General features: G+C 68.0%; 14 protein-coding genes, 2 tRNA genes and 1 pseudogene. 8 read left to right on the top strand and 9 right to left on the bottom strand.

Annotated features, from left to right (window positions below; genetic code table 11):
* Positions 1–73 precede the first annotated feature (73 nt).
* The 3 genes from AB0B63_RS15305 to AB0B63_RS15315 are packed head-to-tail and all read right to left on the bottom strand — an operon-like array spanning position 74 to position 985.
* On the bottom strand, positions 74–370 hold the full coding sequence (locus AB0B63_RS15305; protein WP_357018734.1) for a hypothetical protein: 297 nt from the start codon (positions 368–370) through the stop codon (positions 74–76).
* A complete protein-coding gene (locus AB0B63_RS15310; protein WP_357018737.1) occupies positions 367–648 on the bottom strand; it encodes a hypothetical protein in 282 nt (93 codons plus the stop codon). Before AB0B63_RS15310 ends, AB0B63_RS15305 begins: the two co-directional genes overlap by 4 nt.
* 1 nt (position 649) lies before the next feature.
* On the bottom strand, positions 650–985 hold the full coding sequence (locus AB0B63_RS15315) for a hypothetical protein (protein WP_357018740.1): 336 nt from the start codon (positions 983–985) through the stop codon (positions 650–652).
* A 388-nt stretch (positions 986–1,373) separates the two neighbouring features.
* Here AB0B63_RS15315 and AB0B63_RS15320 point away from each other — a divergent pair, with 388 nt between their 5' ends.
* Entirely contained in the window at positions 1,374–2,261 is an 888-nt protein-coding gene (locus AB0B63_RS15320) for a helix-turn-helix transcriptional regulator (protein ID WP_357018743.1), read from the top strand.
* Entirely contained in the window at positions 2,258–2,464 is a 207-nt protein-coding gene (locus AB0B63_RS15325) for a DUF397 domain-containing protein (protein WP_357018746.1), read from the top strand. The genes AB0B63_RS15320 and AB0B63_RS15325 overlap by 4 nt, the downstream gene beginning before the upstream one ends.
* Positions 2,465–2,532: 68 nt before the next feature.
* Here the strand turns inward: AB0B63_RS15325 and AB0B63_RS15330 are convergent, their stop codons facing one another.
* Entirely contained in the window at positions 2,533–4,149 is a 1,617-nt protein-coding gene (locus AB0B63_RS15330) for a hypothetical protein (protein ID WP_357018749.1), read from the bottom strand.
* 185 nt (positions 4,150–4,334) lie between these two features.
* On the opposite strand from AB0B63_RS15330, the gene AB0B63_RS15335 reads away from it, so the two are divergent.
* The 6 genes and pseudogenes from AB0B63_RS15335 to AB0B63_RS15360 form a co-directional block, all read left to right on the top strand.
* Complete coding sequence (locus AB0B63_RS15335; protein ID WP_357018753.1) at positions 4,335–4,538, top strand: hypothetical protein; 204 nt, start codon at positions 4,335–4,337, stop codon at positions 4,536–4,538.
* Positions 4,539–4,540: 2 nt separating this feature from the next.
* Positions 4,541–6,214 (top strand): N-6 DNA methylase, encoded by a 1,674-nt coding sequence (locus tag AB0B63_RS15340; protein WP_357018755.1) that lies wholly within the window; start codon positions 4,541–4,543, stop codon positions 6,212–6,214.
* Positions 6,202–6,849, top strand: a complete 648-nt coding sequence (locus AB0B63_RS15345; RefSeq protein WP_357018757.1) for a restriction endonuclease subunit S — start codon at positions 6,202–6,204, stop codon at positions 6,847–6,849. Before AB0B63_RS15340 ends, AB0B63_RS15345 begins: the two co-directional genes overlap by 13 nt.
* A 1,099-nt stretch (positions 6,850–7,948) precedes the next feature.
* Positions 7,949–8,833: a replication-relaxation family protein gene (locus AB0B63_RS15350; protein ID WP_357018760.1), complete on the top strand. Its 885-nt coding sequence runs from the start codon at positions 7,949–7,951 to the stop codon at positions 8,831–8,833.
* Between the two features lie 200 nt (positions 8,834–9,033).
* Entirely contained in the window at positions 9,034–9,279 is a 246-nt protein-coding gene (locus AB0B63_RS15355) for a hypothetical protein (protein WP_357018763.1), read from the top strand.
* A 71-nt stretch (positions 9,280–9,350) separates the two neighbouring features.
* Positions 9,351–10,379: pseudogene (locus AB0B63_RS15360) on the top strand (recombinase family protein); the annotation flags it as partial.
* A gap of 18 nt (positions 10,380–10,397) precedes the next feature.
* On the opposite strand, the gene AB0B63_RS15365 reads toward AB0B63_RS15360, so the two are convergent.
* The 5 genes from AB0B63_RS15365 to AB0B63_RS15385 all read right to left on the bottom strand — a co-directional run bounded on the left by AB0B63_RS15365 (position 10,398) and on the right by AB0B63_RS15385 (position 12,519).
* Complete coding sequence (locus AB0B63_RS15365; protein WP_357018764.1) at positions 10,398–10,658, bottom strand: hypothetical protein; 261 nt, start codon at positions 10,656–10,658, stop codon at positions 10,398–10,400.
* A 295-nt stretch (positions 10,659–10,953) separates the two neighbouring features.
* Positions 10,954–11,026: transfer RNA gene (locus tag AB0B63_RS15370), tRNA-Ala, on the bottom strand.
* Between the two features lie 42 nt (positions 11,027–11,068).
* Positions 11,069–11,197 carry a DLW-39 family protein gene (locus AB0B63_RS15375; RefSeq protein ID WP_218108253.1) on the bottom strand — a complete coding sequence of 43 codons (129 nt, stop codon included), beginning with the start codon at positions 11,195–11,197 and terminating at the stop codon, positions 11,069–11,071.
* 49 nt (positions 11,198–11,246) lie between these two features.
* A tRNA-Ile gene (locus AB0B63_RS15380) sits at positions 11,247–11,320 on the bottom strand.
* Positions 11,321–11,610: 290 nt separating this feature from the next.
* The gene (locus AB0B63_RS15385) at positions 11,611–12,519 is read right to left on the bottom strand and encodes a DUF3566 domain-containing protein (RefSeq protein WP_208565186.1); all 909 of its coding nucleotides are present in this window, start codon (positions 12,517–12,519) and stop codon (positions 11,611–11,613) included.
* Positions 12,520–12,522 lie beyond the last annotated feature (3 nt).

A 12,522-nucleotide genomic window follows, 5' to 3' on the forward strand; every position in this document is an offset into this window, starting at 1 on the left:
CGGTTGACCCCCATCGAGTACGAGACCATCATGACCCCACCGGCCAATCAGGCCGCGTGACTGAAACTGTCACCTATCGGTGCAGCAGACCCTGCCGTGGCGGCATGTCGATGCCGATCGCTCGGGCGTACTCGGCGAGGATGCCGCCTGCTTCGGCGAGCAGCCATGAGCCGTCGCGGAGCTTGACTATGCCTTGGGCGTAGTTGCCCAGCGCCCGGTTGACCAGGGGATTGGTGGCTCCGGTGGTCAGGGCGCGGAACTCGGCTCGGGCGTTTTCGGCGTCCTGGATGACGACCTTCATCAGGTCATGCTGTTGGCCGATGGAGACGTGCAGGTCTCGGAGCGCGGCGGCGATGTCGGGCATGCTCACGGTTGGTACCTCCGGGTGAGGTCGGCTGCGGGATCGGGGCCGGCAGTGATGCGGCGGGCGTTGATGAGCTGCGGTCGGGTGGCGCCGGGCGTTCTTCGGGGCAGGCGGCCGTAGCGGGTGAAGGTGGCGGCGGCTTGCTCGTTGGTGGGGCAGGGGCCGATGAGCTGGCAGCGCAGGCAGTAGCCGGTGGCACTGGAGGTGACGTGCTCGTCGAGCGCTCGCTGCGCGGTCGTGAGCTGGTCGTTGGCCGCTGCGGACAGGTAGACGGTGGCGGCCACGTCATTCCTGCGGCTGTGGGAGGGCAGCGACGCGGGCGAGGACGTGCCGGAAGCGTCCGGCGCGGCCGGGCGAGCACAGCTCGATGCCTTCGAGCCACACCCACTGGCCGTCGTACCAGAGGCTGAGGTCGAGGCGGACGCAGACGATCCGCAGCCGAAGCGGGCCGCTGCTGTGCTGGTAGTCCTGTTCACGTAGGTGCACGACGTCGCCGGGCGCGACGGCGACTACAGGTGTGATCGGCGTCGGGGTCACAATCCACTCATCCAACTCGTCCGGCCGGGACACGGGCGGGATCTGCGGCCTCCGCAGTCGGGGCAGTTCAGTGCCGACCCGCACCGTCGACACCATCGGGACTTGACCTTGAACAGGAACAGTCCGGCGGCGAAGCCGAGCATCGCGACCACCAGCAGGACGAGGGATGAAACCACCGCGTTGCCTCCCTGACTCAGCCTCTCGGCGGGGACGCAGCCTGCTTCGGGTGACGGGCTGCGTCCCATCGAGCGGCGTCCGAGGCCGGACGGTTGGTGGGCCCCCTGGGAGCGCAAGCCCACCGCCGCACCGCGCGGCTTGATGAGCCGCACCGACCTGACATGCTCATGCCCATAGTGCCTATGCACTAGTGAGAATGCAAGGATTGCATTCGCATGTACGTCACTTGCCTGGCCTGCCTGGAGGTTGCATCCGCACGGCGGGCACACTCTGACTACGACAGGAGCGAAGGGACATGGAGTTGTCAGCTCGACGGCAACCGCCCACCGTGCGCCTCCGGCGGCTCGCGGCGGAACTGCGCGGACTGCGTACCGCGGCCGGCCTCACCCGCGACGAGGTCAGCGAGCAGACCGGCATCAATCCCGCAACGCTCCACCGCATCGAGACGGCCAAGGTCCGCCCGCAGCGGCGCACCCTGATGGCGATGCTGGACAAGTACGGCGTCACCGACGAGGACAAGCGCAGCGAGCTGATCGCCCTGTCCCGCCAGGCCGCGCAGCTGGGCTGGCTCCAGGCGTACGAGTCGGAACTGCCGGAGCTCTACACCACGTACATCAGCTTCGAAGCCGAAGCTCGCTCGGTCCGCAACTATGAGTCGCTCTTCGTCCCGGGCCTCCTGCAGACCGACGACTACGCCCGCGCCGTCATCCGGGGCGTGTTGCCGCTGGCGACCGACGCGGACGTGCATGCCCGGGTGAAGGCGCGCATGCAGCGGCAGGAGTCACTCCGCAAGACGGAGCCGCTGCGCTTCTGGGCGATCCTCGACGAAGCCGTCCTGCACCGGCTGACTGGCGGACCAGCCGTCATGGCCGAACAGCTCGACGCTCTGGTGAGCGCGGCGGGCCAGCCGCACGTCACGCTTCAAGTCATCCCGTTCACCTCGGGCGCGCACGCCGGCATGCCCGGCTCGTTCGTCGTCATGGACTTCCCCGACCCAGCCGACCCCGCCCTGGTCTACATCGACAGCATGGCCGGCGACCTGTTCCTCGAACGGGAAGCAGACGTCCGCCGTTACACCAGCACGTTCGAACACCTTCGCGCCACCGCACTCGATCCGACCAGCTCGATCAAGCTGATCCAGGAACACGCTGCCGCGATCAGTCAGGAAGGAGGTACGGGATGACCTCGGTTGACCTGTCCCGCGCCCAGTGGAAGAAGAGCACCCGGTCCAGCGGGAACGGCCAATGCGTCGAGGTCGCCGACCTCGCCGACGAGGTGGCTCTCCGGGACGGCAAGGACCCGACCGGCCCGGCTCTCCTGTTCCGCCGGAAGGATTGGACGAGCTTCTTGGCCGGCACCAAGAACGGCCACTTCACCCACCAGTAGGCGAACGCATCCGCCGGACGAGCCCAACAGGCCGTCGACTTACGGGGCCGCGCTTCTGCCCATGGCCGCTACTTGCGCCACCAGGTTGCGCGTCCACGCATGCCGTGGTGCCAGGCATCGGCCTGGAGCCGGGTCGCGTCGATTGCCTGTTGGTCGCGTTCGGAGCGGTATTCGCGGCGGGGCTCGGTGGGGCTCCAGTCGCCGATGAAGGGCCGCAGGTCGCCGGGCTTCGGCTCGATGTCGAAGCCAATCTCGGCGAGTGTTCGTTCCCCTTGTGTGGGGTCGAGGCGGTCGGCGGCGGCTCGGGCCCAGTCGATCCATCGGGTGCGGTTGCCCGAGTCGGCCAGTTGGTCGGGTGCGGCGTGTTCGAGAGCGTCGCAGAAGGCGCGGATCTCGTTGGCGGAGATCCAGGAGTCGTAGGCCCGCCGGAACGCCTTCTTGCGTAGGAGTTCGGCGGCCTGGGGGCGGGCCTCGTCGAGGGCCGCCTGCCAGCGGCGACGCTCCTCGACCTCCTTCCGATTCAGCTCGGCGACGTATTCGTCGTGGGCACGCTGGGCAGCCTGCTTGGCTTCCTCGTCGGCGACGATGCCGGCTTCGACATCGCGGATGATGCGGGGAAGACGTTTCTCCAGGGTGGTGCGCTTGTCGTCGGTCCAAGTGTCCTTCTTGTCCCAGCCAGCGCGGGCGATCTCCATCCGCAGCCGGCCGGAGGCGACCCGGTCGGTCTTCGGAAGCACCATCCACCGGTTGCGCCGCAGCTGCCGGGCCTCTTGCTCGGTGGGCACGTGGGGGATCTCGTCGTACTCCTCGATCAACCGGACTCTGCGACGGGTCTTGTCGACTTGGAGGTAGACCGACGGGTTCTTCGTCTTGGTGTTCACCCCGACCCGGTGGCCCCGTCGTCGGGCTTCGGCGGCGAGGCCACGGATCAGGTCCAGCGCCCGGGGGACAGATTCCTTCGTGACCTCCAGTCCGGCCGGGTTCTTCTCCAGCGCGGCGAACACGAGGCCGGGATCGGTGGTGACGCGGCGTGTGTTGAGCCGGATCCGGTTCCAATCCCTGTCGTTCGGGTCGTCGTCGTTGGATAGCCGGATGATCAGGTCTCCGGCGGCGCGGCCGGTGTGCTTGAGGTGGAAGCCAGCGGGTACAAGGCCGTGCTGCTTGGCCGCGTGGATGACCCGCCGATACAGGGCACGTTCCTCGGCGTCGGGGCTCTCGACTCGCACGGTTCCGCCCTCGGCCCGCAGGCGTTCCACGAGCAGCCGGGCCTGCTCGACTGTTGCGGTGGTCGGAGGCTGCGGCGAGTCGGCCGATGTGGCGCTGCCACCGGCTGGCGACCGGCTCGAAGCCGACCCACTGCGGTTGGCGGTGATGGCGGGCCGGGTGCGCTGACGGGGTGTCGCCCTGCCAGGCGAGAGCCGGTCGGGGTGGTCGGGGTGGATGCCATTGTCGAGGTAGAAGCGGCCGGCGTCGGTGATCTGGGCCCGCCACACACCGCCCCGGCGGCTGACGTCGACGAGCCGGCGGGTCTGCAGTGCTCGAGCCGAGTGGCGCTGGTCGAGTCCGTCTGGGCCGCTGAGATCGTCTCCGTCGCCGATCCGCCGCAGCAACAGCAGCTGGTGTTCCTTCAGCGGATCCCATATCTGCACGCCCTCGACCTTCGACTGCCAGGGCCTGATCCGCAAGGATCGACACCCTTGCGCGAGTTTGAGCTGGCCTCCCTTGCCCACGATGGGATACCGGCGCCCTTCGCCGCTACGCCCGGACAGCCGCGAAACAGATATGCGCGTATTATCGATACGCGCTTCGTTCGTCGGGCTGCTGCCCCTAGCTTCGAGTGCGACAACGAAATCTCACAGGAGGAGGCAGCATGGCGGCGAGGCTGGCGCAGCTGGTCGGTGATCTCCCCGGGCCGTACATCATGGGTGCGATCCTGTTACCGGTGCTGCTGTTCCTGGGCTGGGTGATCATGAGCGAGCAGCGGACCCGTCACCTCACGCAGCTGATCCGCGCGGTGCGTGGATCGGTCCGCCCGGGAGGTAGCTCCCGTGGCAGCAACCGAGAGGGGCGCTGACCATGTCCACGGTGGAACAGCTGATGACGAAGGATGAGGTGGCTCACGCCGCAGCCGTCACCACCCAGGCGGTGAGCAACTGGGCGCGTAGGCATCCCAAGAACTTTCCTCAGCTCGTTCGGCGCGGCTCCCAGGTTGGGTACCTGACGTCGGCGATGGCGGCGTGGCTCGATGGCCGCCTGATCCCGCGTCCAGCGTTACTGCCGGGCGAGCCTCAGGGAACGACCTACGGGGAACGGTTCCGCTCCGCGGTCGGGTATCCGGTACCACCAGCTACCGTTGATCCGATGCCTGCACCGGCGGCGGAGTCACTCGACGAGCGGTTGTGGTCGCCCCTGGAGCGGCTGCTACGCAAGAGCGAGGTACCGGCAGTCTTCGAGGCCATCGTCTTGTCCCTCCTGTGCCTACGAGATGCCTCCCCTGTCGACTGGGCGGCGATATCGAGATCCTCCATCGACACGATTCATGGGGTTGTCAGGCAGGCGTGGCAGCGGCAGGCGGCACCCCTTTCGACTGCCACAACAGTCCTTCGAGACGCTCCAGCAACCGTCTACGGACGGCATCAGCTCCTCAACATCGTTCGCATCCTCTCCGACGTCCGCACACCCGGCGACAAGGTGTTCGAGTACCTGCTCGACCAGTTCGCCAGGTTCCGCCACAGCAGCCCAGACGAATACCTGGTTCCGGCTGGGCTGGCGAGTCTGATGGTGCGGATGGTCGATCCCGTACCCGGGAGCCGCGTACACGACCCTTGCTGCGGCCTGGGGAACCTGCTGGTGGCGGCGGGGAAACACATGACGCGCATGACCGGATCGGGTTCACCGGCGGCACTGACCGGACGGGCTGCGACGGCCAGGACCTGGAGCCTAGCCACGATGAATGCCGCAATCCATGGCGTACGGATCGACCTCGGAGATGGGCCGCCGTCGGACCCCGGGGAGATCGACGCCGAACCGGGCCGGTTCGACGTTGTGCTGCTCAACCCGCCGTTCGGCATGAGGAACTGGAGCCTTCCCACGGCCCGATCGGCACGCCCGTGGCCGTACGGCGAGCCTTCCCCGCACAACGTCACCATGGCCTGGTTGCAGGCGGCGGTCGAGGCGCTCGCACCCGGCGGCCGGGCTGCCGTGATCATGCCTTACAACGCCACGTTCGCGCTCACCGTCCGGGAGCGGGAGATCAGGGGGGCGATGGTCGAGCGTGGAGCCGTTCGCTGTGTTGTCGCGCTGCCCAGTCACCTGTTCCGCGAGACCACGGTCCCGGTAACAGTGTGGATCTTGGCTCATCCTGGCGACACTGCAGGCGAGAAGGTCCTCTTCGTCGATGCGCGGGGAGCGACTCGCAAGATCGGCCCTACCCACCGGGTGTTGACAGAGCCTGGCTGCCAAGCAGTCCTCGACGCGTATCAAGGATGGATGAACAAGACGGCCGTCCTCCCGATCGCGACGGAAGACTTCGCCGCTACCACAGCGACGGTGACGGAGATCCGGGAGCGCAGCTACGACCTTCAGCCCAGCACCTATCTGAATCAGCGTCGGCAAGTCGTGACCGACCGGCGGACCTCGCCCACGCTTCCCGCATTGCGAAGCAACCTGGCCCGGCTGGACGACGAGGCCAGAACAGCCGACCTGACCCTCGACCTCTGCCTCGAAAGGTTGGTGTCGTGGACACGCTGATTGGCCCCGTCCCGGATGACTGGCAAACGCGGCAGCTTGGCGAGTGCTGCGACGTGCAGCCAGGCCCGTCCGGCACCACGTTGAGTTCCTCCGCGTACGTGATCGGAGGTGTCCCCGTCGTGAAGGCCGGCGATATCGGCCCCGAGGGCATCAACCCCACCGTCAGCGTGGACGAGGAAACCGCCGAACGCCTTCGGCCACGATACGAACTCAGCCCCGGCGACATCGTGCTGGTGCGCATTGGCAGAACAACCCGGCACGCGGTGGTGAGCGAGCGAGAGGCGCGCTGGCTGCTCGGCGGCTCCTGCATCCGTATCCGCGCGACCCAAGACATCTCCGCGGACTACCTCGCCTGCTACCTCATTCACCCGGCGGTGCAGGAGTGGCTGGCCGAGTACACCCAGCGCGGAGTGCTGCCGACGCTCAACGGGCGCAAGGTCCGGGAGATGCCCCTCGTGCTGCCCCCCGCAGCCGTTCAGCAGGGCATTGCCGAGATCGCCAGGGCCATCGACACAAAGATCCGCGCACACAAGGACGTCATCCAGGCCACCCGAACGCTTCGCGAACTACTCATTCCGCAGATGCTCACCGGCAATCCCGTGCTGTCGGAAGCAGCCGCCAGTCGAGGCGCGTGAGGACTGCGGCCACAAGAAACTTACGGTGGTGCCCGACATTGCCCGGCGTCTCACATTATGAGAGACCGAGAGATTTCCTCAAGATTCTTTGGTCTGGATAGGGCGGGACTGGAGCGGACTGTTGCAACCGTGCGTGGACTCAGGTGAACAGAGGCGAACGTTCCTCGCTCCGGCCAGCGCTACGGACCGGCCGATCGCACTTGACCGGCGTACTCCGCTGATGCGCAATAGAGGCACGTCCTCGTGCGGCGACCTGGCTACCGGGCTGATCAGCGCACGGGCGAACGCTCCCGGGTGGAGCGCTCGCTGTCGTCGCGGCCCTCGACAGGTCGTCGGCATACGAGCTACCCGACAGGAGGTCCCCGATGAAGGATCTGGTTCCGGCGAGCTGAGCCGGCCCATCGTGCTGCACGCGTTGACGCGCGCCGCCCAGTAGCCCCGGTCCCGCCCTTCGCCTGGGTTTAGGACCGGGTGCACCGCTTGATCGTTTTCTCGCCCGTTTGCCGAGCATCTGTCACCCACGGTCGTAGGTTCCACGGCCGTGGCGATGGGTGCTGTCCGCTTCCGCATCGGCCGTCCAGCTCCGCCCAGGGATGGCCGTGTTCTTTGGCAACTACACAGAGACTTTGGCAACTACACAGAGACCAGCCCTCGCTGCCGCTCGCGCCGTACCGCTCGCCGGATGAGACATGGCCGCGCCCAAGTCCTGCCCGGCCCGAGGAGCGGCGGCGACACCACCGGAATGATCTCGACCCTTCGGACCGTCGACCCCTGCGGTTCCTTATCACTACCCCTTCCACAAGGAGTCTCGTTGCTTCTCGCTCAACTCTCCGACCGCCGGCACCGCCCGGCCGGCTCGACGTCGCGGGCCAGTGCTGACAGAACCCGTCTTGATCCCCGCTCGGGGGTCAGGGTCGGCGTCCGTGTTGACGTCAGTGTTGAACCTGACCCCCGAACGGACCCCCGTCCCCTCCTCACAGTGCAGGTCGCTCCGACTGTCACTGGCTGCCACCTGTCCTCCGACAGACCCTCCACGTCTCGGGTCTCCCCTCAGGGGGTGCGTCATCCGCATTCGCTTGGAAGGGGGTGACCGCCGCTGATGGTTGATCCTGTGCTTCGGGTCCAGTCCCAGCTGACCGGACGGGACCGGGTCCTGCTGGGCTGGCTGTACGACCACGGCGTGCTGACCTCGTCCCAGATCGCCCATGCCCTGTTCCCGTCGCTGGACTTCTGCCAACGGCGGCTACGCAAGCTGCACCAGTTGCGGCTGGTGGACCGGTTCCGGCCGCAGCGGCCCGACGGCGGCTCCTACCCCTACCACTACCTGCTCGACCAGCTCGGCGCCGACGTCGTCGCCGCGGACCGCGACGAGCGCCCACCCCGCCGCGACCACGCCCGCATTCAGCGGCGGCGGTGGACCTCCACCCGGACACTGACCCACCGGCTCGGGGTGAACCAGTTCTTCACCGACCTTGCCGGCTACGCCCGCACCCACCCCGACACGGACCTGGTCCGCTGGCTACCCGAGGCCGCATGCGCACGCCCCGGCGCGTTCACCCGACCCGACGACCCCGCCCTGGTCCGCGCCTACCAGCCCCGGGTCCGACCCGACGGCTACGCCCTGTGGGCCGAACACGGCCGCCTGGTGCCGGTGTTCGTCGAGTACGACACCGGCGGCGAACAGCTCGATGTGCTGACCGGCAAACTCGCCGGCTACCGGGATCTGTTCGGCACCCTCGGCCAGGTCTGGCCCGTGCTGTTCTGGCTGCACTCCACCACCCGGGAACGCAACCTGCGCCTCCGGCTGGCCGACGAACCCACCGGACTCCCCGTCGCGACCGCCGCCCGCGACTACGCCGCTACTGCCGGCCTGAGCCCCGCCGACGCCGTCTGGATCGTTGGCGGGCCGCATCGGCTGCGCCTGGCCGACCTGGCCGACCACACCCTCCACACCGACCACCACCGCGACGCCATCGCCGACTGACGGCCCTGCCGGTCTGTCACGGATCTGTCGACAGCCCGCCGAAAGCGCCTGACAGATTCCAGCGAGATCGAAGTCCCAGCCGCTGACAGATCACCGAGCTACCCTCCCGCCCGACTCGACGGGCTGAAATTCGAACGAGAGGAGCAACGGATGAACGGAATCCCCCGACCCCAGCCGGTTTTCTCGCTTTTCGGAGGAACGTGGCCCACAAGCCGCACCACGAAAACGACGTCCGGAGCTATCCTGACGCACCACATCCCGGTACCGCCACCAACAACGGCGGTGCGAAGACACCCCGCACCCGCAACAGAGAAACCAGTATTCCTATGCGGATCGCGCGGATCGAAACCGTACCCATGTCCCCTACCGAACTCGACAACGCCGCCGAAGCACTCGCCGTTCTACTCAATCACTTCATCGACGACCACCCCGATCTCTTCCCGTAACCCACCCCGCCGGTGGCGGGCCGCCCGGCCGCCACCGGCACCCACCCCTCTACCGCGAAGGACACCACCGCATGACTGCGCCACCCCTCACCCCGCCCAAGCGACGCGGACGACGTGCCCACCAACCCACCACAGTTGAACGCCCATCCGGCCCGTGCCGGGTCTGCGTCTACATCCGCCGCTCCACCGATGACGAACACCAACCGTTCTCGCTCGACGCCCAACGCGCAGCCCTGGAGAAATACGTCACCTCCCAGCCGGGCTGGACCATCGTCGCCGAATATGAAGACGACGCCTCCGGCGCCACTACCCACCGACCCGGCCTGCGAAAAGCACTCCACGCCGCGAAAGCCGGCCTCTACGACGTCCTGCTCGTTTACCGACTCGACCGATTCAGCCGCAGCGTCGCCGATCTACTCGACCTCATCAATACCCTCGAAGAATCCGGCGTCCGATTCTCCTCCGCCACCGAACCCGTCGACACCGGCGGACCCTTCGGCCGCATGATGCTCCAACTCCTCGCCGTGTTCGCCGAATTCGAACGCAACATCATCATCGACCGAGTGAAAAGTGGCATGACCGCGAAAGCCAGCAAAGGCAAATGGGCCGGCGGCACCCGCCCCTACGGCTACCTCGTCAACCCCGACCACCGCCTCGTCCCCCACCCCGACGAGGCACCCATCCTCCGCGACATCTTCCGCCTATACACCCGCGACCGCGTCGGCACCCGCGCCATCGCCACCGAGCTGAACTCCCGCGGGGTTCCGAACCGGACCGGGAAGAAGTGGTCCGGACACACCATCAACCGGATCCTGGACAACCCCGCCTACGTCGGGGACATCGCCTACCGCGACGTCTACGTCCCCGACGCCCACGACCCGCTGATCGACCGGGACACCTTCCAACGCGCCCAGGACATCGCCGCAGCCCGAGGCGACGTCCAAACCCAGCGGGCGATGTCCGACTCGGACTACTACCTCACCGGCCTGTTGACATGTCCGCGCTGCGGACAGCGCTACATCGGCACGTCCGCCAACGGACGGACCCGCCGCTACCGCTACTACACCTGCTTCACCCGCACCCGCTACGGCAAACACGCCACCTGCGACGCACCCCGCCTACCCGCCGACGACCTCGACAACGCCATCCTCACCGCGCTGCACGACTTCTATACCACCGCCGAGCCCGTGCTGACCGCCATGATCGAACGCGCCCACGCCCAACGCGCCGCAACCACGGACGACCGCAGCGCCGAACTCACCGCCCTCGCCCACCAGATCACCACCACCGAGGCCGCCATCGACCGGTATCACACCGCGTTCGAGAACGGCACCATGGACGACGCCACCGCTGGCCCCCGCATCCGCAAACTCCGCCAACGACTCGCCCTACTCCATGGCCGGCACGCCGAACTCGCCGCCGGTCTCGCCGCCCAGCCCGCCCCACCGGCACCCGGCACCATCGCCCTGATCCGCGACTACCTCACCACGATCATGGCCAGCGGCAGCGACACCGAACGCAAGGCCGCCATCGAGACCCTCATCGCCGAAGTCCAACTCACCGACCAAGGAGTCGTCCCCGTGTTCAAGATCCCCACCGACACGACGATGCCCCCGCCCAAGACGGACGGGGGCACTTCAGGAGTACCACCGGTTCGCACAATGGTGCGGTCGGTGGAGCCCAGGGGACTCGAACCCCTAACCCCTGCCTTGCAAAGGCAGTGCTCTGCCAGTTGAGCTAGGGCCCCCGGGCGGGCCGGGCCGCCGGGTGCTGGCCGGAGCCGGACCGGTCAGCGCAGGTCGGGCGAGGTGGTCGCCTCGTGCCAGAGGGCGCGCTCGTCGTTGGAAGCCTTGACCTTCTTGGCCACCACGGCGGCGACACCGATGATGCCGACCAGGAACAGCAGCTTCTTGAACATGGGGCGACCCCTCGCGCTCGACTCGACTGCTCGCCGGAACTGTGTGCGGTGGGGCTAGCTGGAATCGAACCAGCGACCTCAGAGTTATCAGCTCTGCGCTCTAACCGACTGAGCTATAGCCCCGCGTAGCGACGAGCAAGGTTAACCCATCGCATCGTCCGCTCCCAAATCGGGGTGGCCGGTGCGCCCGCGCCTTCCCGACCGTACCGGCCACCCCTGATCGGGGCGAGCCGTTTACCCCGGTCGGACGATCGGAGCTCCCCTCCAACCCCGCCACAGCGGTAGCGGAGCGGCTCCCACACCGCCGCATCCCCCCGTGAGCGAGGGGCGGGGACGGCTGGTGGTAGGCGGGTGGGTGGGAAAGCACGACGCCGGGGTGACCGCGGTAGGCGGCACCCCGGCGTCGGGTCGAATCAGTCGCGCTCGGCGAGCGTCAACTCGATCCCGCCGACCAGGTCGGCACAGACGTTGTAGACGAACGCGCCGAGGGTGGCCAGCGCGGTGAACAGCACCACGTTGACCAGCCCGATCAGGGCGGAGGTGAGGATGACGCCCTTGGCGGTGATCTGGAAGCCACCGTCGGCGCCCTGCCCACCGCTCGCGCTGACCAGGTCGGTCAAGCTGTCGTTGACGCTCTGGAAGACACCCATCGCATCCAGCGCGAGATAGAGCACCGAGGTCGCCACGACCACCACGATGAACAGGACGACGGAGACCGCGAAGGCGAACTTCATCACGGACCACGGGTCGATCCGCTTGAGGTTCAGCCGGGCGCGGCGCGGCCCCCGGGAGGCAGCGGAACTGACCGAGGTACGCGCGGCGCGTACCGCGTCACCCACCCGGGCGGCTCCGACGGCCGCCGGGCCACCGAGGCCCGGTGGCAGCCCACCGCCGTTGGCCGGCCGGGTGTTACCCGCGCCCCCGCCCGCGCCGGTACGCCCGGTGTCCGGGGACGGCCGGAACCCGCCGCCGATCTTCGGCTGGGTGCCGGTCGTGGACGGGGAGGCGGCTGCCCCCAGTGAGATCGGCTGTGTCGTGTTGCTCGACCTGGCCGTGGTGGCCACCGGCTGGGTGGCGGAGGACGGCGCGTCGGTGCCCGTCGGCTGGGGTTGCTCGGTCGTCCCCGAGTCCTCACCCGGCTTGTCCGGCGGCGGTGCCATGCCGGGTGCCCGGGTGAACTTCGGGGCAGGCGCGTCGGCGGGGACGGTCGCCCGGCCCACCGCGGCGCGGCCGGCGGGGGTTGTGCCGCTCTTGGCGGCCTCCTCGTCGACCGGGGTGGCCGAGGTCCCCTTGTTCCCCGACTTCGCCTGTGTCTCCGTCATTCA

The sequence above is a fragment of the Micromonospora sp. NPDC049081 genome (assembly GCF_040648835.1).
Classification (GTDB): Bacteria; Actinomycetota; Actinomycetes; order Mycobacteriales; family Micromonosporaceae; genus Micromonospora; species Micromonospora antibiotica.

Bases quoted from the DNA above. Each gene is read 5' to 3' on its own strand.
- AB0B63_RS15320 (WP_357018743.1), top strand. From the start codon at position 1,374: ATGGAGTTGTCAGCTCGACGGCAACCGCCCACCGTGCGCCTCCGGCGG.
- AB0B63_RS15325 (WP_357018746.1), top strand. From the start codon at position 2,258: ATGACCTCGGTTGACCTGTCCCGCGCCCAGTGGAAGAAGAGCACCCGG.
- AB0B63_RS15335 (WP_357018753.1), top strand. From the start codon at position 4,335: ATGGCGGCGAGGCTGGCGCAGCTGGTCGGTGATCTCCCCGGGCCGTAC.
- AB0B63_RS15340 (WP_357018755.1), top strand. From the start codon at position 4,541: ATGTCCACGGTGGAACAGCTGATGACGAAGGATGAGGTGGCTCACGCC.
- AB0B63_RS15350 (WP_357018760.1), top strand. From the start codon at position 7,949: ATGGTTGATCCTGTGCTTCGGGTCCAGTCCCAGCTGACCGGACGGGAC.
- AB0B63_RS15375 (WP_218108253.1), bottom strand. From the start codon at position 11,197: ATGTTCAAGAAGCTGCTGTTCCTGGTCGGCATCATCGGTGTCGCCGCC.
- AB0B63_RS15385 (WP_208565186.1), bottom strand. From the start codon at position 12,519: ATGACGGAGACACAGGCGAAGTCGGGGAACAAGGGGACCTCGGCCACC.